The following is a 21,497-nucleotide window of genomic DNA, read 5'->3' on the forward strand; positions in this document are numbered from 1 at the left end:
TTGCAAAATGCATCAGGAGAAGGAATTTGTCATTTAGATTAAAAGCGATAATTGCCATTGGATTAATGCAAGTCGTACTATTACTGATGCTAATTGTTAATAGTTTAGCTGTTATCAAAGAGACCAATCAGCAAGAAGCAAGGCAGCAAGCTCAACTTGCAGCGCAGCTGGTGGCTAATAGTATTAACCCTGATAAGGCCCGCGAGTCCATCTTACTGCTTAAACAATCTTTAGAAGCCCACCACATTAGCCATATTGATTCAATCGAAGTATCCAAAGCAGATAAGCTATTGTATTCGGCTCAGCGTAATGGGCAAGGCATGTTTGAGATCATTAAAGCTGTGACCCCAAAAGAGCATACGGTTGAGGTGGTGGCAGTATCTAATAATGGCACTGGCATTCAAATAAGCGTACTTGTTAATACCGATGAATTTGATAATAGCGTTGAAGCAGTGGCGTTGAAATATAGCGCATTAATGATTTTAGTGATCATTTTGATTTCATTTTTATCTTGGTATCAGGGCCTTAAGCTCATCAGACATATTTTTAATATTCAGCATGCCTCAAAGCGGGTGCTTGAAGGGGAATCAGGGGTGCAAGTGGTTGAGCCCGGCACCCAAGATATCACCGATACGACTAACGCCTTTAATGCCATGCTTAAAAACTTGGATGAAAAACGCAGTGATTTACAAGGTGCCAATGTTCGCTTAAATACCATATTAGATTCAGCGGCTGATGGCTTTGTCATTATTGATGTTAACGGCGTGATTAATGAAGTGAATAATGCCGTCAGTAAGTTATTTGGCTATGAAAAAGCACAGCTTATTGATGAAAATGTGTCTATTTTAATGCCGATGGCAGATCGCTTTATGCATGATGGCTATATCAAGCATTATCTTACAACGGGTGATGCAAAAATTATTGGTAACAGTCGTGAGTTAAAAGCGCAGCATAAAGATGGCAGCTTATTTCCTATCGAGCTAACCATTTCAAAAATGCAAATTGATGGTGAGATTCTATTTTTAGGCTTTATCAAAGATTTAACCGAACTTAAAAAAGAGCAACAAACCGCTGCCAGAACTCAATCTATTTTGGTGGCAACCATTGAAGCCACCCATGATGCGTTAATCTCTATTGATATTAGCGGCAGAGTGGTTGAGTTTAATGCTGCAGCGGTCAAACTGTTTGGCTATGAGCGCGAAGAGGCATTAGGTGAAAGGCTGGAAGATTTAATTATTCCCGCAGGTTTCCATAGTGCCCATAAAAATGGCATGGAGCATCACCGCCGCACTGGTGAAGGGCCTGTGCTGAATAATCGCATCGAAGTTCCTGCCCATAATAAAGCTGGCGAGGAGTTTCCGGTTGAATTGCGGGTGATCCCCATTCAATTAGGTGATGAAATGTTCTTCACCGCTTTTTTACGCAATATTTCAGAGCAAAAATCCAGAGAAGAAGAATTAAGATTAGCCAAAGAGCAAGCAGAGGCGGGCAGTGAAGCTAAGTCACGATTTTTAGCCACTATGAGCCATGAAATTCGCTCACCACTGAATGCCGTACTTGGCAGTGTTGATTTGCTTTTAGACTCTCAACTTGAAAAGGGCCAGCGCATGTATGCTCGCGCGGCTAAAGAAGCGGGCTCAGTCTTGTTAAGTACCATTAATGATATTTTGGACTTCTCGAAGATTGAAGCTGGGCAAATGCAACTGGAAGCTAAAGAGTTTCAACCTGATAAGTTAGTCGCGCAAGTGTTACAGATTTTGTCCCATAAAGCCCATGATAAAGGAGTGCATCTTGGCAGTGTTATTGACCGAGATGTACCGCAAATTTTAATCGGAGATGCGCAGCGTATTAGGCAAGTGCTGCAAAACCTGGTGGATAATGCGATTAAGTTTTCAACCGATGGGTGTATTGCTGTTGAGATTGAGATTATCAACCGCGATAACGGCAAGGTGCAACTGAGCTGTAAGGTAAAAGATCAAGGCATTGGGATCAGTGAAATATCACAACAGAAGTTATTTAGAGAGTTTTCTCAGGTTCATGACACGCATACCACCAGTTATGCAGGTACAGGCTTAGGCTTAGCCATATGTTCTGAACTGGCTAAAATGATGGGGGGCAACCTCAGCGTTCAAAGCCAACTAGGCCAAGGAAGTGAGTTTACATTAACTGTGGTACTTGATGAACCTGCTGAAATAACAACTGTTGATATTGCTTTATCAACAGCGCCTCGGGTGTTAGTGATTCACCCCGATATGACCCTTTGTGAGTTAATTGAAAAGCAATACCGCCAATATGGCGTCGAGACATGCTTTGCGCATCAGCTCAGCGAGCTTGATAGTCAATCAAGCAACAACGGCCAATTTGATGTCATCATGCTCGATGAAAGCTGTATTTTAGACTGTGAACATCAAAGCGTAGAGGGCTTATCAAATCGCTATTTGACTAAGATAGGCTATATCACGGCTTTGTTATCTGGGGTGAATACACAAGTGCAGGCGCGCAGTACTGACTTAGGCATAGTCGAGTCTGTCAGCAAGCCATTAAGCCGAGAGATATTACTAAGCTTAATCAGTAATGCCAGTAATGCCAGTAATGTAGAAAAGAGTGATAAGCAGATCATTGAAAGTAAATTAACCCTGCCTGATGGCTGTAAATTATTACTCGCAGAAGATAGCCCTGTAAACCAAATGGTCGCAGGTACGATATTGACCAATAGCGGCGCAGTCATGACCTATGCTAATAACGGTGTCGAAGCGGTAGAGATAGGGTTAAAGCAAGAGTTTGATTTAATTTTGATGGATATTCGTATGCCTGAAATGGATGGCCTTGAAGCGTGCCGTAAAATTTTAGCCAGTAAGCCTGATCAAATTATCTTGGCCATGTCAGCCAACGTATTCAGTGAAGAGGTTGCAGCATGTAAAGACGCCGGCATGCTTGGGTTTATTGGTAAGCCGGTTAAAAAGCAGGATTTGATCTCTGGGATAAATTACTGGTTAACTCAGGTGAAGGGCAATGCTAATGACGCGATGGAAATAACTCATGAGGTTAGTGACGAGGTTAGTGATATTGCTGCAGAGAAAGAAACTCACATTAAGCCAACAGCTGAGGTAAATGAAATCCTATTAGCTGACACCTCAAATGGCTTAATAGCTGAAACCACACATGAAACTATAACTGAAACCATAAATGAAACAATAGCTGATGATGTGTTGTTGGATCAGCAGGTGTTTGATGAGTTACTAAAAGCGGTAGGTGAAGCAAGCTTAGTTAAAATGATGAAGGTATTTCATAATGAAACTAAGATGCGTATCGATATTTTAAAAACCATCACTGCCAATGGAAGCCGAGCAGAGATTGAAGATCAAGTTCATACCATTAAAAGTAGTGCAGGCAGTTTTGGGGCGCAAAAGTTATCTGAAGTAGCCATTTTACTTGAGGCCGCAGCCAGAACCGAAGATGAACCTTTAGCCGCATTATTTGAGCAGATATTTGTGGTTGCTGAGCAAAGCTTGACGTTAATTGAGCAACGATTTGATATCGGTCATAAATAATTAAATAAGGAAGTTACCCATGGGATTTAGTGCCGTTCTTGTAGAAGATAGTATGTCATTAGGCGCATTGTACAGCGAATACCTTTGTGCCGAAGGCGCCGAAGTCACCTTGGTTAATTTTGGTGAAGATGCATTAAAAGAACTTGCCCGTAAACAACCAGACTTATTAGTGTTAGATATTAAATTGCCGGATATGTCGGGAATGGATATTTTGACCAAAGTGCAGCAAGACTACCCGCAGATCACCGTCATTATGATCACTGCTTATGGCACCATTGATTTAGCCGTAGATGCCATGCGCGCCGGTGCGTTTGATTTTCTAGTTAAGCCTTTTGATAGTAAAAGGTTGGCGATTACTGTGCGTAATGCTCTGAAGCAAAAAGACTTATTGGCACTTGTGACCAATTATGAAAATAGCCTCCCAAAAACCAATTTTCATGGCTTTATTGGTGACTCCTTAGCCATGCAAACCGTATATAACACCATTGATTGCGTGGCCAACAGTAAAGCGTCAGTGTTTGTGATGGGCGAAAGTGGCACAGGTAAAGAGGTTTGCGCCCAAGCGATCCATCAAGCAGGAACACGAGCACAAGAAGCTTTTATTGCTTTAAACTGCGCCTCAATTCCGAAAGATTTAATTGAAAGCGAAATTTTTGGTCACACCAAAGGTGCGTTTACTGGCGCTGTGAGTAATCGTGATGGCGCAGCAACTCGTGCTGATGGTGGCACTTTGTTTCTTGATGAACTGTGTGAAATGGATTTAGAGTTGCAAAGTAAATTGCTACGCTTTATTCAAACTGGGGTATTTCAGCGTGTAGGCGGCACTAAAGAAGAAAAAGTTGATGTGCGTTTTATTAGTGCCACCAACCGAGACCCATGGAAAGAAGTGCAAGTAGGACGCTTTCGGGAAGATTTATATTATCGCTTACATGTTATCCCTATAGAACTGCCGCCTTTAAGACAAAGGGGCAAAGACGTGATGTCTATTGCTAAAAAGCTGTTGAAGCAATACAGCAAAGAAGAGGGCAAATCTTTTAAACGTTTCTCTACCAAAGTTGAACGTTGCTTTGTCAATTACCCATGGCCAGGTAACGTGCGTCAACTGCAGAATGTGATCAGGCAAATTGTAGTGCTTAACACAGCCGAAGAAGTGTCTTTGGCCATGTTACCTGCGCAAATGACTGCGCAAATGACTGCGCAAATGAGCACCGCAGTGTCATTGTCGATGACAGATTTAAACACCTCAGCCGCACCAGTAGAGGCAAAGGCGCATTATGCAAGCGAGTCAGGCTTTGAAAATGCGGCTCAACAGGCCCTACAAAAAACAACAGAAACAGCTCCTAATCAACAAACTCAGGTCGTTGATGATGATATACAGCCATTGTGGTTAATCGAAAAAATGACCATTGAAACCGCTATTGAGCAATGTGACGGTAATATTCCAAAAGCCGCGGGTTTATTAGATGTAAGCCCTTCGACTATCTATCGTAAAAAGCAGCAATGGGAAGATAAAGGTTTGTAGTTTAAAGAGTCTGGTTTAGCTTTAGTTACATAGGAAATACAGAAAAGCCCATCAAATGATGGGCTTTATTATATTTCAGTGTGTTAATTTGCTATTGTGGTTAGCAATTAAAAATCACGTTCCCAGCCAGCGTAAACGGTGGTTTCCCAATCGCTGCTGGTATCAACTTCAGGATACTCACTGTAGCCAACAGTGCCGCCAAGTTTTAACTTACCTTCATAAAATGGTCGGTGGTAACTGGCATCAAGCTGCAACAAACGCTCATAACGGCCAGGGGATACCGGATTTCCACCAGTTGGGTTACCAGTGTCTACCCCATCAAAGTTAAGTTTGGCATAACGAAACTTAGTCGATAAGCTTTGGCCATGTTGTAGTTGAGTAATACCACCTAACACCACAACGCGAGAATCATTATCATAGGTGCTGCCTAAGCTGCGGCCATAGTAACGATAACCACTTTTATAAAAGCCGTGTTCATACATGCAGTTGTAGACGTTAGAGTCTTCGCCACAGGCAGCTGCAGTATCTGAGTATTCAGCAAAAAAACGGGTGTTAAGTGAGGCAATAAAAACATCAACCCCACCCATGTTTGAGGCGTTAATCAGCTTATGTTTGCCATTGTGATAGTCTTCGTGGATGCGCTCGTAGTAAATACCATAAGGTACGCCCCAAGCGGTATCAGACCATCTAAAATCGTAACCTGCGAGCATGTTTTCTTGACCGTTTTCAAGCTCACCTTCAGACATCCCGCCATTAAATAAGCCATCCCACCAATCAGACAAGCTGTTGCCGTAGCCTTCACCGCCCCATTGCATGGTCCAAGAAAAGCCAATTTCTAATTTTGAAATGGGTCTTAGGGTACCACGAGCACCCCAATGCTGGGTGTCAGGCACATAGCGATCACTTTCCATTTGGCTAAAGCTGGTGGTAAAGGTCCACGGACCAACCCAGTTTAACCAAGGGGTTTCAAAGGCATTACTGTCATTACGAGAAAAGGTAATGCCTGGCATAGGTCTGGCATTGGTGGTTTGGATTAAACCTGAGTCCCAACTTGGGCCCCAATATTTTTGCACTGCGCCGCCAGTGACAATCCAGTTACCCAGTTTGACTGCTGCAAAGCTATTATCTAGGCGAGTTTCATTGCCATCGATAGCATCATAATGATAACTGGCAGCTAAGCGGCCACTAAACCAGTCTTGGGTGACTTCTGCTGTAAATTCAACTTCAGCTTTGTCGCGATAGTCATTACCGTAACCAATAAAGCGAGCTTTTTCATTGGCGCCACTTAAGCTTGCACCTAAAGTCACAGCTTGGTGATCTTTATTGTAAGCGCGCATCACACGATGATAAGCATCTTTTTGATGCACCGACATTGGGCTGTCAGCAGCATTATCTAAATCTTTTTTTATCCCAGACCACATCAAAGGAAAGGTAGTCACAGGCTGAATAATAACGCCAGTATCAGAAAGTAATTGTATATCTGCTCTAAGCGGCAAGTCTGTAGGTTCCACCCACCAAGCGGCTTGGGTAGAAAAGCTAGTAAATAGTGCTATCCCTGCTAGTATTTTTAACTTCATTGAATGCTCTTTGGGGTGAAATGACTCACCAAATGATAAAAATTAGTTGTTAGCGCTATGATAACAGCCAATTGTGTAATTAACGTATTGAGAAAAGCAATTTTTACTGAATGTTACAAAACACTCAAGCCTCGCGGCACAAAGGTAGCCAGTTAGTTACAAAAATTATTGATGCAGCCTGAGGATTAATTTTTTGTATTAATTGATAATTAGTCAATGATTAGCGCAAGCAGCGAATGGCTGCAGAGCAGTAGGCCTGCAATATGCAATCCTGTAAGCTAGTAAAATTAAGCTGCCAGAACTGTTTGGCAGATATTCGATATTTTGAAAACTGTGAAACCTTATATATGAAAATAGTGTTATTAACCCATGAGCGAGAGCTAACCAGAGCAACCAATACTGGCCAGTGGGTTACGCAAGTCTTGGCTGATGCTGCGCCGGTGATCACTTGGCAACGTAAATCCCCAAGTGATGAGTTATTGCAAATGATCGCCTCAGGAAATGTGGCTTTAGTGTTCCCATCTGAAGAGGAGACAAACCCGTTAAAGGTTGATGATGAGGCTTTTTCAGAAAAGTCGTCTAAGGCTGCAGTTATCCCTTCATCTACTACTTCTAAACCGTCAGCTTTAGCTCAGTTTGATGCGCTAGTGATCATCGATGCCACCTGGCAAGAAGCGCGCAAAATGTATAACCGCAGCCCTTATTTACAGGCGCTTGAAAAAGTCAGCTTAACGCCGAAACATGCATCTTTATATCAATTAAGGCGCAATCAAGTAGAAGGGGGGTTATGCACTGCAGAGTGCGCGATTGAAATACTCAATGAGATTGGAGAAAACGAGCTGGCCGCTGAAATTACCGCGCTATTATTGCAGCAGTTGAATCTCAAGGCGTAAACTCAACAATATAATAAAAGGGTGAGCTAAGCAGGAGTATACAGTAAAAACCATGTTCATTTGCGCGTGAGTGAGTGACAAGCCTTTACTGGCAATGCTTCTTGTGACATTTAAAGCGTACACACTATGTATATTGGTGTGTACGCTTTTTATCCCTGAAGGCTTAGCAAGGCGATGGCATCACTGCGTGAAAACCATCACCCTGCCAAAAGGGTATTTAAGGGACATGATGGTAAAGTAAAATAATAAAGCCACTCCTTACGCTCGCACAGCTCACTACTCGCTAGGCATTTATGATTTTTCTTGACCACCCGCTGAAACACGTTTCTGGACAATTCCGAGTTACGATGAACAAATGAAACTAAACGTTCTGATAACTTATTCTATGCCAAACACACCTTTTGACTACAAAGTAGTGGCCAGTTTTACTGAACCACTACGAAATTAGCTGGCGATGCTAAGGGAACGATGCGGCTAGTAAAAAATGTAACTGCTCAGCACACACCTAAAAAGCGTAAGATCTTACGCTGATATTTACACTATAAAGGTATCACTCGGGCTTGTTCAACACTTGGGATAAGGACGCGGCTACGCGCGGCCTATCCTTATCTGTTATGGTGCTTTTTCAAAAAGTATCATTGATAAACTTTCCAATAGTCCCCTTAAAGGAATCCATGTTTTTTTGGCTATATTTTTGAAATGCGATCCAACGCTGAAGTTTTTCTTTATGTTTTAGGCGACACGATGAGTTAACGTCGTTCCATTCATCAATGTTATCTTTCGTTATTGTACTTGATACTTTTAGGTTAGCTTCGCTATTACAATCACTATTTATTGCTCTGACTTCTTCATAGCCAGACAACTTTTGCTCTAAGTTAGATTTATAATATGATTTGGCCTCAATGGAATAGGTTTTACTTAAATCATATATAGCAAGTGTAATAAGCACAGAGATAATAATAGTAATGTATTTAAAGGCGATTGATTTCATTTATGATCCAATTAAACTCCGGTGTAGTTGGTGATTTCTGTAGCACCATAACGCCGCGTTAAGCGGACAAAAATTGTGGGTTATAATGTGTAGCGAAGCGAAACGTAACCCACTGTTTTTTGTTCCGTTTAAACGCCTTATTATGCGTATTTCCCGTTACCTGCGCATTCCTGAATAATCTCAAGCTTTCCAATTTGGCTTTCAAATTCACCAAGGAATTTTAGCCCCTCAATTAAAGCTGTAGCAGCCAATGCAACAGCTTGATTTTCTAGGTTATTAACCTCTTGAACATTTGGCTTATGCCCAATTGAAATATTCTCGCCAACCGAGTGGAAGTTGATAAGCATTTCCAAGTTGCCATGAGAGCTACGGCATAAATAAGCGTAAAAGCCATTGTAAGTTTCAGCCTCACCAGCCAATTTAAATTTCTTTGAAATAGGCATCAACTCTCTAAAGTTTACTTTATCGCCCTTCACCTTTGCTTTATGAAAATCAAATGACTTATTCATTTCATCGACATAATTAATGTCATTAATTATGCACATAAGATCCACGTATGATTCTAAAGAACTTCTAAGAACAATGGGAGCAGAAGCAATTCGCCCTTCTTTAAGTAGTAAAAGGGTGTCATGGCATAGCTCTGAGACTCTAGTCATTAACAATGCAACATACTTTTCTTGCTTATTTCCATGAAAAATATTAGAAAAAGCATCAAGTCTAATTGTGTTTAAATCATCCCAAACTCGATTATTCAAATGAACCTCTGAGGTACGCATAACGCCGTGCTTTTGGGCCGGAGCGAAGCGTAGGTCCAAAACAGCACCTTGTTAAGCTATTTGCGCCCATAATGCCTCCGCAAGATGTTTTGTTTGGGTAATGAGTTGGGGTAGCTCTTTGTTGAAATAAGCTAACCCTTTTACATGATTATCGGTGCAAAAGAAGTCCTCATCAATGTAATAGCCAAAGATTACCTCTGGCTTTTCTAAATCTTCTCCTAGGCTTGCGCTAGCTACCCACCTACGAAAGTTCTCACATTCCGCTTTTGAGGTCATATCTAATGCGCTTGCCCTAAGTGCGAATCTTTCCGAATAGGTTAGTGATTTTGGTAGCGGGAATTCATGAGAAGGCTTAGCCAAACAATATTTAGGGCCTTTTAGAGATAACATATAATAGAAATCAAAAGGCTCCGCTTCAGCCATAATCTTTTTGTCAGCCCAAGAAACAACTTCTTCGTCTTTCAAGAAGCCTTCTTGATATATTGCCATAATGGCTGGGATTAATTCGTTTTCCATGAGCTTAACAGCTTATTCATTAGCAGCTCAATAATGTTCCAGGCTGCTCAATTCAAACCTCAAAGATACCATCGCTAAGTCATTGTTGTAAATCGAATGTTTTTCATAAATACGTAAGTAATGCTCAAAATATTGCCGGAAAAAGAATGCGTCTTTGTTTACGAGGTCTATACAACACTTTAAAAAATTTCGCAGTAGATTGATATGTATGGGTTTTCTCGAATGTTACAAAATTATCGATGCGTAAAAAGCTCATTTTACGCATCCTTTGGCGCCAGAATTACCTCAATTTGGAGAAAATCAGTTATACCTGTATAGGCAACCAGTCATTTGGACGACAAGTAAGGCGGTCATAATCGATTAGAAAAAGTGTAGTGGTATAGCGAATTTGGCCACTCTATTGAAGGTGATATTAGATTATTGAGGGTAAATACAAATGACTAAACCTCGAGAGATATCCATTTCAAACACGTTTTGGGGCATAAACGAGTTTGAAATTGCTAACTCAATAGTTCTTTTAGGTAACTATTCCGCTTATGAGAGTGACTAGGTGCCTCGGTGATCTGCTTCATGTCATCACTACTACCAACGATATGGATTTCACTTTCAGCTCTCGTGATTGCCGTATAGAGCCATGCTCTATCTACTATTCTTCCGTTTTGCAGAGCGATGATGATGCGTGGAAACTGTGACCCTTGAGCTTTATGTAGGGTGATTGCGTAACCCAACTCCATGCAGTCGAGAACGGATTGTGTTATCTCAACCTTTTCACCTGTATCTAGCGTCACTTCACCGTAACTATCCCCAGAAGGTTTGGCGTTAGTTAGTGTGCCAAGTGAGCCGTTCTGAATGCCTTTGCCATAATGGTTCTGAGTGAATAACACCGCATCATTCATGCGAATTGGCAAAAAGAACTTATCACCATTGATTTCGAACTCAAGGCTAGTGCTATCTGGGTTAACGGCTTGTTGAGTGAGCTTATTGATTTCTGATACGAGTGCCTTGGTTGGAGCCATGACGCGACTGTTTTCAGGACACTGTTGGTAAAGCTCACAACAGACTTTGGCAATGTCTGTTTTACTGGTTTCGTGAAAGTGTATTGCACCTGTACTTAATTGCTCAGGCGTCACACCTTGATTAATGAGCTTTGAGTATTCGGGGATACCCGTTGAACCTTCCTGTCTCTTAACGATATCTAGCATCGTATTCGCCACCGTTTTTGCTTCAACGATGTCTGCCAACACCTTGCCGCAGCCGATGGGTGGAAGTTGATCGGGGTCGCCAGTGAATATCAATCGTACAGAGGGGTGAATGTGATTCACAAGACGATACATGGTTGGCAAGTCAATCATACTTGCCTCATCAATCACCAGTAGGTGATTTGTTTTCTCGACACTGGGTTCTATGGGGTCTTCACGCAGCAATTTGGCAATAGTTGAGGTAACAAAACCGATGGACTCATGAAGTCTCATTGCAGCACGACCGCTGAGCGCAACGGCGTGTATTTCAAATCCAAGTTGATGGTAAGCCCTGAGAGCCGTTCTGAGTACCGTTGTCTTGCCTGTTCCTGCACCGCCCGTAATACAGCTTACCGAATTATCCAGACACGTTGTTACGGCTTCGATTTGTTTAGGGGTTAATTCGTAGGGAAGCTCCGCAACCGCAGAGCAATACGCAGCATTGGCGTTTTCATCAAACAAGTCATTCCGCTTAATCAGTATATTTAGCCGTTTGGCAACGACACTTTCCATCAGAAGTTGCGCCGTTGGATGGTAGGTTCCTGTGTCGGGGTTTAAAATGTACTGAGCTTTATCATGACCTGATTGGAACGCCTGAGTGACCAGTGCTTTGTCTTTCAATAGTTTGTTGAGGTAAGGGCGCACATTGGCATGAGTGGTATAGGTGTGACCTTTTTCAATCTCCTTGCGAATCGCCATTTCCAGAGCAGCGCTGAGCCTTCTTGGGTCATCCTTCGCAACATCGCTCTTAAAATCCGTTAACTTGATAATGTCTTCAATGGCACTGAACGAAAGACCAAAGCCCATTAAAGCATAAGGATTATCCTTGATAACATCGATGGAGGCTTCACCGTGATGCTTGAGTAGTCGTTGCTGCACACTGGCAGGGATGTTGTACTCGCTCATCCAGTTGCAATGAGCCAGATTTTTATATTTGGCGTACCCCTTAAAGAGTGCTTCCACTGAATCTTCACTCAAAATCGATGTCAGACGCTTTCTGGACTCTGGGGTGTCATTTCTCAGTGTGGCATGGAAATCTTTACCCAAGAGCTGCCAGAGCGCTCTAGCTTTGCTTTCGCCAATACCCTTGAAGTCACTTTCTCTGGCGATAAATCGTATCAGTTGCTCACCTGTTTCGGGTAAAGTGCATTCAATATGCTTGGGTGATTCATACGTGTGCTGCTGCATTACATAATCACCCATCTCCATATTTTCTATCTGTCGAGCACCTCTGACTGACCAATGCTGACCCAGCGTTGGAAGTACAGGGATGCTATCGGGGTCGGCTTTGATGGTGACGTAATACTTCCCACTATTGGTTTTGTAAGAGTCTTTCGCCAGCGGCACACCGCTGAATATCACCATCTTGGTCGAGTGATAAGGGATACTGGTGACACGCATTTGGTCTTCATGCAAAGCGGTATTCATCGTGGCATCAACCCCATTTCGGATAAGGTTTCAGATAGCTCACCAAAGCGTTCAAGTTGCTTTTCAAGCTCCTTGACCTTGGCTTTCAATTCAATATTCTCAGCTTCTAATGATGACACCCGCTTTGAATCGAGAAGCTTTCGATTTGCTGTGTTGTCGTAGGCTTGAGGTTTGCCCTCATTCTTCTTGGCAGCGTCGGTCAACGGTGGCAGGACACCTTTACCGCGCAGCTCATCTTCTAAGGCTTTGAGTGCTTTCTTGAGGGCTGGATTTTGGTTTAACGCCGATTTGCCACAACCAATACCCTTTGCCACTTCAATGCGATTAAGCTGACCTCTGAACACGATTTGTTTAAAGTCATCGTCCATCTGTGTGGCTTTCCAGACCTCAAATGCCTCAAGGTTTTGTTGCGCTTTCTGCTGCCCACTTGCCATTAGTCATCTACCTCACCCAATAGCTTACGAAGCCCTGTGACAAAGCCTCTAGGGAATACTTCGCTATTGTATTCCATGTCTTTTACCTGACCCGCCTGAGTAGTTTGCCAGTCGTTCTTTTCCATACATTCATCAGAAATTGCATACGCTAAGGCTTTTTTCTCTGATTCGGTGAGTACGCCTGATAGGGATGGCAGCACTTCAACACTTGGCTCTGCGGTGGTGTCAAACTGGCGCACAGGGCGTTTGTCGATGGTAATATTGGCGTGTTGCTTGAGCAAATTAACCTCTTTGCGGTAACGGTTACGCTCCGCAATAATTTGACCAAACAAGGCGCGTACCGCAGGGTCTGGGATGCGCTCTAACAGTTTATTATCCGCAGGGATGGATTTAGACCGTGAGGTGTTGGATAACGGTTTTTTGGTATTGGTATTGTACTTTGCCGCCCATGCTTCGATGAGTGTTCGGTAGTGCTTGTTACGGGTAGCACGCAACGCCTCATACGCCACCCCGCCATTTTCGACAGACACCCGCCCAATTTGCGTAATGGAGAAGTCACGCTGACCTGATTCTGCATAGGCTTTCAGCGTGTCGTTGAGCTTATCGAGGTTTTGCTGGGTGCGAGGTACTTTGCCTTCTTTTAAGTCAGCCAGAATGACATCAATATCGAGTTCCATTAGTCCTCCAATAAGTTCGGTAGTGCAATGCCATTTAGATTAATGGCTTTATCAGTCAGTGCATGAATACCCTGAGAGAACAGTTTGTTATCAGTCAGGTATTCACCTGCTTCAATATAGTTAGCCACTTTGCGGTAACCTTCGAGCTTGTCGTCAGGGTCAGCAATTTTCGCCATTTGGCGCAGCATAGCATTGGCGGCGATGAGCTGTTGTTTGTCGTCCATTTCCATAAAAATCGGCTCAAAGCCTTTTTTCATCAGCACACGACTGAGTTGCATCGAGCGCTTTTGAATAACAGGGGTTTTACGCAGTTCGTCCTGTAAATCAGGGTAAAACTCCGCGTCATCACAAAGCAGCGATAAGTGCAGTAATTCAGAGTCGGTTTCGATAAATTTCAAGGCATGGCTGACATCTTGTTCAGAGCCAACCGCAATCAGCTTATCTTTGGCGTCATCCTCATTCCTGGCTTCTTCGACGCGAATGATTTTCTGAATCAGCTCAAAACACGCTACCCAGTCTTCGGCATATTCACTTGCCTCGACTTGTTGCTTTTCCCAGCGGCGCTGTAGAGTTTGCAGCTCATCGTGCTTGATAAACGGCTTGCCTTGCTCTTCACAGAAGAATTGTTCGTCTTTTAGGGCTTCCAGCTCACCTTCAATTTCCACCGATAGGTTAGCGGCCTGATGTGCTTTGTAGCTCAGTTGATTGAAGTGGGCATTAAGCGCAGGCAGGTAACGAGCCTCGGTAATAAACCAACGGCAGCGGATACAGTTTTCAGAGCCGTGCGGCACACTGGCGTAGACGCGACGTTGAGCGACTTTTGCATCTCTAATCACCTCACCACCGTTCCAGCAGCCACCAAGGGTACTGACTTCATCCGATTTCACGGTGTTGCCACCAACCAGACACATCCCACACGAGCGTTCTTCCCAGCCTATCGGATTACGGTTAACCAATGCCGCCTGAACGCTATCTTCGTTGTTATACACCATCTTGCATTGAATTTGCTCCATCGAGGCATCTTTGAGGAAGTTCCGTACAGATTGTTTGGATTTTGCATCCAGCGCATCATGTGCTTCATCCATTTTTTCTGCCATGACGGATGGAGTGATTTTGTTGTAATAGATGGTCATCAACAGGCGCGTATGACCCGCCAATAGCTTAGAAATGACAGGCAATGGTAGTTGCGTATCCATTGTATACGCCGTGATGAGTGAGACTCGTAAGCTGTGTAGGGGAAAAAGTGTGGCAAATTTAGAACCTTCTAGAGTACCTTCAGGGTAATCCACAACCAGTTTCAAACGCTCACCGTTATCCAAGGTATTGCCTTGCTCTGCGAGTTGGTTTTCCAGCGCCAATAAGAGTTGATACCAAAAAGAATCTGTTGCGGTGTAATTAATTGGCTTGTGTTTATCTTCACCCTTTGCTGAAGCATCACGAAACAGAAAGGCAATCTCGGCCATGCTTTCTAGCTGTTTGTTCGACTTTTTATTACCCGTGTGTTTTCTCAGCAGTGTGGTGCAATCGGTAGGTTTTGTAATCGGGTTGTATTTTTCTTGCCAGTTACGCAGTTTCTCAAGCCAGTACAGCACTTCCTCGTTTTGCCAAGGGATGATATAACCACGCTCTAGCTCATCTTTGTTTTGATCCGCAGTCTTATTGGTGTTGATATACAAGCCTGTAGAATACAGCCCAGTCATGGTGTCGTGAATACGGCGGAAGATGCCTTTGCCGAACGGGCGCTTTTCGCTGCCAAGTGCGAAGTCATGTTGGGTGTTCACTACCCATTGACCGTTTTCATAACGCCACGTATCGGCTTCGCCACTATCGAGTATTCGCACCTGATAGGTACGAAGCGGCAGGTGGAGTTTCATGAAAATCACCATCGCTTTGACAGGCGACCAGATTTGATGGACGGTGATTTTCTTCTTCCCCTCTCCTTTAGTATGGCGAGTCACCTCTTTGGTGCGCCACACACAATCAGGGTCGGACCCATCAATCAGCTCTGGCTCGACTTCAAACCAGTCACCGCCAGAAGTTCCTTGTCCTGTTCGCTGCTGCGCCCATGTCCAGTGCTTGAAGTGGCGATAGTGAAAAGCTGGAAGCAAGGATTCATCGTCTTTGAGATTTTGCTCAATGACGGTGAGTTCAGTTTTATCAGGCAACGGACAAAGGATTTGGCGTAAGTCCTGAATGTAACGATACGGCAAAGGATTACGGACGGTTTCACTATGTAAAACTTGTCTTTTAATTTTACTGAGTGGGTTTTGAAACGCAGGTACTAGGTTGCCATTATCATCCTCGACAGAACAATGATGTTCAATAACAAAATCGATGAAGTCAGCAGGAATATTTACACTCGCTTGGATTTTATTTGGGTCATTGAGCGTATTTTTACCCAGTCTCTCCAGCTCTTCACTAGAACATAAATGTCCTTCATAACCATTGAAAAATAAATCTAGATTACTAATTGCATAAGGTGCACATTTAGCAATATAAGACTCAAAAAAGCGTGTCAGCGACCATAGTTTAGGGTCAATCGATGTGGTTTGTGCGGCCATCCACTCGGCTGCCAACTCCTGCCATTGTTGCCACTCAGCACCAAGTGTGGTGAGCATCCAAGAGAAGGATGAATCCGATGAACGTCCGTCATATTTTTTGCCTTTTGTCGCCATTACTTACCTCTCAATTTTGGATGTTTTCCTGTGAAGTACCCCTGCGGGTCGACGTCATCAAACCCATGCTCAACGAGTGCTTTCCAGTCGAGCGCTTTGACTTTGGATTCAGGGTTTGCCAGTTGCAACGTCGCTTGGGTCAGTTCATCAGAGATTTCCTGCTGGCCTTTGCCTGTGTAGGGGATTTGTGAGTCTAGGGACTTATGGTGCATACAGCGTCGAATTACCAACGGGTTCAATCCTGAACGTTCTAATCGTCTGCCGTAATTATGTCGATGCCCATGTGGATCTAAGCCTTCTGCCTTGCTCGGCTCTAAACCAATGCGCTTCAAGCCGTTGGCGTAGTTATCATGGAAGGCGTTGATGGTGTAAGGGTTGCCGATAGCGCTATGATGAAACGAAATAAACGCATAAGGGTGATGACAGTCGATGCTGGCTCGGTACTTTTGGTAGTTTTTCCAAAGTGACATAAACACTTTGCCATAGTCAGTTGGAAACCATTGAACCTGTATGTAGTTGTCTTTGTGGTCAACCACACGGTTCTTCCAACCAAGATGAGCTGTGCCTTTCATGCGCTGGCGAGGGATGCGAGCATATTGCTCCTTTAGATATGCTTCTCTGTTTGGTGTACCAGAACGACTTCGCCAACCATCAGGGGCTTTGCCATCTATTTCGTTGTAAATTCGAACGATAGCACTATCTGGCTCATAGGGATCTTCAAACACGTCTGTCACCCAAAGCGCTAAAACTTCACTTTCGCGTAACCCGCCACCGTGCATGAGAAGGAGTATTAACTTGTCCCTGAGTGCCACTCGTGGGTCGCTCGCGCCACCGATGCCATTTATATAAAAATCTTCCCAATGCTTTTCAGGAAAGGCGATGGCGTCATCTTCGGTTTTGGTGAGCGGCGTGCGTCCTTTAATGGTTCGCGCCTTACGGATGGTTTTGTTCACAGTCTTATCTTCGATATGACCAAGGAAATCGTTTTGGTTTTTGCGATACCATGCAGCGTAATTCAATCGCTGCTCATGCGGGGTAGCATTACGCAAGGGATTCATGGACGCAGTGCCGTGCTTGTTTGCCAACCAATCTGTAAATGCCGTCAATCGATGAATATGCTTATTCACGTTACTGGTTGAACTTGGCACCCAATACAAACCTGATGGGTCAAGTCCATCCTCACCAATCGTTCCTGTATACAACCGCTTAGAAAAGGTCTGAAAGAGCAACTTCGGATCGTCAAACAATCCTCTATTTGCTTCCATATAATCCAGCAACAAGGACACCGCTTGAATAAACCCATTCATGACGGAGTTACTCACACCGTCTGCCTCTAGCTTGAGTAGGTAGTCTGTGACCGTACTTAACTCTCCTTGCTCAGTTAGCAAGATAGGCAGTTGGCTTTTGATGCCCGTATTGTCCTCTACAATCGTTGCTCTAACTTTTACTGATGACAAACTAACCTTCCGTGTACATATTAAACATATAATACACTATAGTCCTATGCTGTGTATCGAGCAAGAAAAAGGCAGATTTTCTGCCTTAATACACAATATACACTCTTTAAGTTACTATATATAACTATTTGCTCACCCTTTATATCTATCAGTTGTCGTTATTTAATTCAGCTTGCTACTGCGTGTAGGTAAACTTTTTACGCAACTTTATATCAGCGACAGACGCGCCAATCATCACTTCAAATTCACCGGTTTCAGCGAGCCAATCATTGGATTTTACATCCCAAAAAGATAAGTCTCGTGTGGTTAAGTTGAAACTCACTTGTTTGCTTTCACCGGCTTTGAGCCACACTTTATTAAAGCCTTTTAACTCTTTGGCAGGTCGCGGGACACTGGCGTTAAGATCATGCAAATATAACTGAGTCACTTCAGCGCCAGCGATGTTACTGCTATTGGTTATTGTTGCAGTAACAGTAATCGTGTCATCAGCTTTGATATTATCAGTTGAAAGTTGAATGTCTGAGTAGGTGAAATCGCTATAGGATAGACCGTGGCCAAAAGGAAATTGTGGGGTGATATTTTGTTGCTCGAACCAGCGATAACCAATAAATACACCTTCGCTATAACGTGATTCCTTTTCGTTATAATCATTTAGGGCAATTGGCGCAGTATCAGCGAGTTTTTTCGGTAATGTTATCGGCATCTTTCCACTTGGGTTTTCATCACCAAATAGGATATCAGCGTAAGCATGTCCAGCTTCCATACCGCCATACCAGCCCCATAACACAGCATTGGCATCATCTGTCCATGGCATTTCTACCGCTGAGCCACCAATTATAAATACCACGGTATTTGGGTTAGCTGTTAATAGCTTAGCGATAATTTCATCCTGTTGACCTGGCAGCTTCATATCAGGGCGATCAATAGATTCACGATCATCTGCATGGCTCAAACCACCAAAATAAACTACTGCATCAGCGTTTTTCGCTGCGGCGAGATATTCTTTTTCTGTGTTATATAAGTTGTTAGGTGTTTCCCAGCCTAAAGTGACGGTTTCATCACCTTGATAAGTTAGGCTAAATGCATAGGTTTCATCTGCGGTTAGCTTGATATCTTGGCTTAACACTTTTGCATCAGTGACCTGAGTACTGCTGACTAAGCGGTTATCATTAATGGTTAACGATACTGTGCCGCTACCTTTAATCTTTAAGGTATGGTTGCCCGTTTCCATTGGCTTAATGTTAGCTTTGATTTCGATGATTTGCGCTTTGCCCTTGGAATCAAACTGTGGGTCTGCAATCCATGATTCACTGCTTAATTGCTCCATCTTGGTATCGGTAAAGTAATTAATCTGCCATGACGGCGTGCCAGTCCAATGTCGTGTGGTGAGGTAATCATTGGGAATGGGCATAAATTGACTACTGGTAGGGCGCATATGTTCAATCTTTACCTTGCTTCCTGCTTGCTCAAACTTAGCTTTAAGACCATCAAGTGGGCTTATTTCATATAGGGCTTTGACTTCTGATGAGCCGCCACCGAAACCATGACGCTTATCGGCATTAGGGCCTAAAACCAGAATGTTTGTTACCTTGTTGCTATCCAGTGGCAATACGCGATTATCATTCTTTAATAGGACAACACCGTTGGTGGCAATGGTTCTTGCATCATCACGATGGGCCTGGGTATTGCGCTCGCCTGATAAACGTTGTTTATCCATCATACCGATACTGAGCTGAACTCTTAGAATACGGCGAACCTTATCGTCTAATTCAGCCTCAGGCACTTTGCCCGCTTTGATCATCTCTAATAGCGGCTTTGCTAAAAAGTATTCATCGTAACTGGCTACGTCAGTACCCATTTCGATATCAAGGCCATTCATGGCGGCGTCATAGGTATTGATATCAACATTCCAATCGGTGAGAAGCACGCCTTCGTAGCCCCATTCACCTTTTAAAATGGTTTTAATGAGATGCTTACTTTGATTAGCATTAGTACCACGAAATTCATTATATGCGCCCATAATCGCGTGCACATTAGCGAGCTTTACTGCGGCTTCAAATGCCGGTAAATACACTTCTCGTAAGGTACGCTCATCGGGTATGGCGTTAACGCCTGTGCGGTTTAACTCTTGGGTGTTTAACGCATAATGCTTAACAGTTGCACCGACATCATTAGCTTGAATGGCTTTAACGGTTGGCACGACTAATGTAGCAGCCAAGTATGGGTCTTCACCCATGTACTCAAAGTTGCGACCATACAATGGCAGGCGTGCAAGGTTAACGCCTGGGCCGAGAATAAGGTCTTTATTACGGTGGCGCGCCTCAGCACCTAGTACATTCCCATGCAAACTGGCCATTTTAAGATCCCAACTTGCGGCTACTGCAGTGAGTGGCGGCAAATAAGTTGAGTAGTCATTGGTCCAGCCGGCAGGCGCCCATGAGTTTCTGTCAATCTCGTAACGAACGCCATGGGGGCCATCTGACATCCACATTTCATGAATATTTAATCGCTCAATAGCAGGGATATGAAATTTACCGCCAGCGTGCACCAGTGAAACTTTTTCTTCTAAAGTAAGCTGCGGTAAAAGGCGCTCAATTTCAGCTTCTACATTGGACAAACGATGTTGTAAGCGACGTTGTTCACTTATTGATAAAACCGATAAGGCATGAGTTTGTGATGAAGCTTGAGACTGTGATGAGGCATTCACCGAAGATGCAACAACATTTGTTGAAACACTGATAAGGCTTGTTGCAGCCGCAGTAAGTGTTAACGCTAGCTGAACCTTTTTTGTAAGCCCTTTCATAGCTGTTGGTGTTTTCGGTGTCATCACAGGCTCCTTGCTGGATTGGCTTTTGCTATTAATGTTTTAGTCATGTACTCGTTTGTACAATGTTAGTTTGTTAGGTATTAAGGCATACGGCTTGTTCAATCACTGACTTGGCGGATAATTACTGTAGATATTATTCAATATTGATAAAAATATTGGCGGTTAGCCGACCAGTATCAGGATTACTGTCAATGTCAGTATCAAGGTTTACCAAGGTCGAGTGTAATAGGTTACCGGGGTAAATCACCAAACGGTGTTGCTTGTATTCAATTTGATGATGTTGCTGATAATAGGCGTTACTTTCAACAAAATACTTGGCAGGTTTAGGGGCTATTTGCTGTAAATAGGGCTCGGCAGCATTAAAATATTGCTGCATGTTTTGCTGAGTAATACGTTCAAAACCACTGGGTTTATGTTTAAAAAACGCTGTGGCGCCGTGGGGCTGGTCGTTCAAATATTGTAAAATGGCAAAATAGTAGGGCGCAGGGGTATCAAAGTGGGGGATCCGCTGCAAGGTGGTTAAGCTTTCTGGCTGACGGTTAATTAACGAAAAATAGGTCGCTTGAGGCTTAATTCGTAAATTGGTTGGCACCTTGTACACATCATAAATTAGCTGGAATATATGATTAAGCACTTCAATAACATAGTCTTTAGGTAATTTTGCCCGCACACCAGGGTAGTAAGACCCCATATCGAGATTGAAATCGATTTGACTGGCACAGGCCTGAAGCTCAGATACATCAGCAGTAAAGTCATCAATCACAATCACCGGTGTTTTTAACTCACCGATATAAACCACTTGCGGCTTGATGGGCTTTTTGACCAGCACCATAGCATTTAAGTTATTGCTGCCAGCCGGCTTATGTTTATCTGGCATATGTTTATCTGACTTAGGTGCTGCTGATGTTACATCGACCATAATATGCGGATCCGTT

The 21,497-nt window shown here is 43.4% G+C and carries 14 protein-coding genes; 3 read left to right on the forward strand and 11 right to left on the reverse strand.

Annotated features, from left to right (window positions below; genetic code table 11):
- Window positions 1-26 precede the first annotated feature (26 nt).
- Both BCU57_RS02995 and BCU57_RS03000 read left to right on the forward strand, forming a co-directional pair.
- The gene (locus BCU57_RS02995; RefSeq protein WP_102439625.1) at window positions 27-3,551 is read left to right on the forward strand and encodes a PAS domain S-box protein; all 3,525 of its coding nucleotides are present in this window, start codon (window positions 27-29) and stop codon (window positions 3,549-3,551) included.
- Window positions 3,552-3,570: 19 nt separating this feature from the next.
- Entirely contained in the window at window positions 3,571-5,073 is a 1,503-nt protein-coding gene (locus BCU57_RS03000) for a sigma-54-dependent transcriptional regulator (protein ID WP_102439624.1), read from the forward strand.
- Window positions 5,074-5,180: 107 nt separating this feature from the next.
- Here the strand turns inward: BCU57_RS03000 and BCU57_RS03005 are convergent, their stop codons facing one another.
- The gene (locus BCU57_RS03005; RefSeq protein WP_102439623.1) at window positions 5,181-6,650 is read right to left on the reverse strand and encodes a capsule assembly Wzi family protein; all 1,470 of its coding nucleotides are present in this window, start codon (window positions 6,648-6,650) and stop codon (window positions 5,181-5,183) included.
- A gap of 305 nt (window positions 6,651-6,955) precedes the next feature.
- Between BCU57_RS03005 and BCU57_RS03010 the strand changes: the two genes are divergently transcribed.
- Window positions 6,956-7,543: a tRNA-uridine aminocarboxypropyltransferase gene (locus BCU57_RS03010; protein WP_157936446.1), complete on the forward strand. Its 588-nt coding sequence runs from the start codon at window positions 6,956-6,958 to the stop codon at window positions 7,541-7,543.
- Window positions 7,544-8,168: 625 nt separating this feature from the next.
- Here BCU57_RS03010 and BCU57_RS03015 read toward each other — a convergent pair.
- The 10 genes from BCU57_RS03015 to BCU57_RS03060 all read right to left on the reverse strand — a co-directional run bounded on the left by BCU57_RS03015 (window position 8,169) and on the right by BCU57_RS03060 (window position 21,481).
- A complete protein-coding gene (locus BCU57_RS03015) occupies window positions 8,169-8,534 on the reverse strand; it encodes a hypothetical protein (protein ID WP_102439621.1) in 366 nt (121 codons plus the stop codon).
- A 140-nt stretch (window positions 8,535-8,674) separates the two neighbouring features.
- Entirely contained in the window at window positions 8,675-9,310 is a 636-nt protein-coding gene (locus BCU57_RS03020; RefSeq protein WP_241903555.1) for a DUF5677 domain-containing protein, read from the reverse strand.
- Window positions 9,311-9,361: 51 nt separating this feature from the next.
- A complete protein-coding gene (locus tag BCU57_RS03025; RefSeq protein WP_102439620.1) occupies window positions 9,362-9,826 on the reverse strand; it encodes a hypothetical protein in 465 nt (154 codons plus the stop codon).
- Window positions 9,827-10,326: 500 nt separating this feature from the next.
- Window positions 10,327-12,492, reverse strand: coding sequence for an AAA family ATPase (locus BCU57_RS03030; RefSeq protein ID WP_102439773.1), 2,166 nt, complete (start codon window positions 12,490-12,492; stop codon window positions 10,327-10,329).
- Complete coding sequence (locus tag BCU57_RS03035) at window positions 12,489-12,926, reverse strand: VPA1267 family protein (protein WP_102439774.1); 438 nt, start codon at window positions 12,924-12,926, stop codon at window positions 12,489-12,491. The genes BCU57_RS03030 and BCU57_RS03035 overlap by 4 nt, the downstream gene beginning before the upstream one ends.
- The gene (gene gmtX, locus BCU57_RS03040) at window positions 12,926-13,603 is read right to left on the reverse strand and encodes a gamma-mobile-trio protein GmtX (RefSeq protein WP_102439775.1); all 678 of its coding nucleotides are present in this window, start codon (window positions 13,601-13,603) and stop codon (window positions 12,926-12,928) included. The genes BCU57_RS03035 and gmtX overlap by 1 nt, the downstream gene beginning before the upstream one ends.
- Window positions 13,603-16,278 (reverse strand): integrase family protein, encoded by a 2,676-nt coding sequence (locus tag BCU57_RS03045; RefSeq protein WP_102439776.1) that lies wholly within the window; start codon window positions 16,276-16,278, stop codon window positions 13,603-13,605. The genes gmtX and BCU57_RS03045 overlap by 1 nt, the downstream gene beginning before the upstream one ends.
- Window positions 16,278-17,735 (reverse strand): gamma-mobile-trio recombinase GmtY, encoded by a 1,458-nt coding sequence (gmtY, locus tag BCU57_RS03050; RefSeq protein ID WP_102439777.1) that lies wholly within the window; start codon window positions 17,733-17,735, stop codon window positions 16,278-16,280. Before gmtY ends, BCU57_RS03045 begins: the two co-directional genes overlap by 1 nt.
- Window positions 17,736-17,910: 175 nt before the next feature.
- Entirely contained in the window at window positions 17,911-20,562 is a 2,652-nt protein-coding gene (locus tag BCU57_RS03055; RefSeq protein ID WP_241903566.1) for a glycoside hydrolase family 3 C-terminal domain-containing protein, read from the reverse strand.
- Between the two features lie 133 nt (window positions 20,563-20,695).
- Window positions 20,696-21,481 (reverse strand): DUF6445 family protein, encoded by a 786-nt coding sequence (locus tag BCU57_RS03060; protein ID WP_241900944.1) that lies wholly within the window; start codon window positions 21,479-21,481, stop codon window positions 20,696-20,698.
- Between the last annotated feature and the right edge of the window lie 16 nt (window positions 21,482-21,497).

Origin of the sequence: Shewanella sp. 10N.286.48.B5 (assembly GCF_002874355.2) — a bacterium.
Classification (GTDB): Bacteria; Pseudomonadota; Gammaproteobacteria; order Enterobacterales; family Shewanellaceae; genus Shewanella.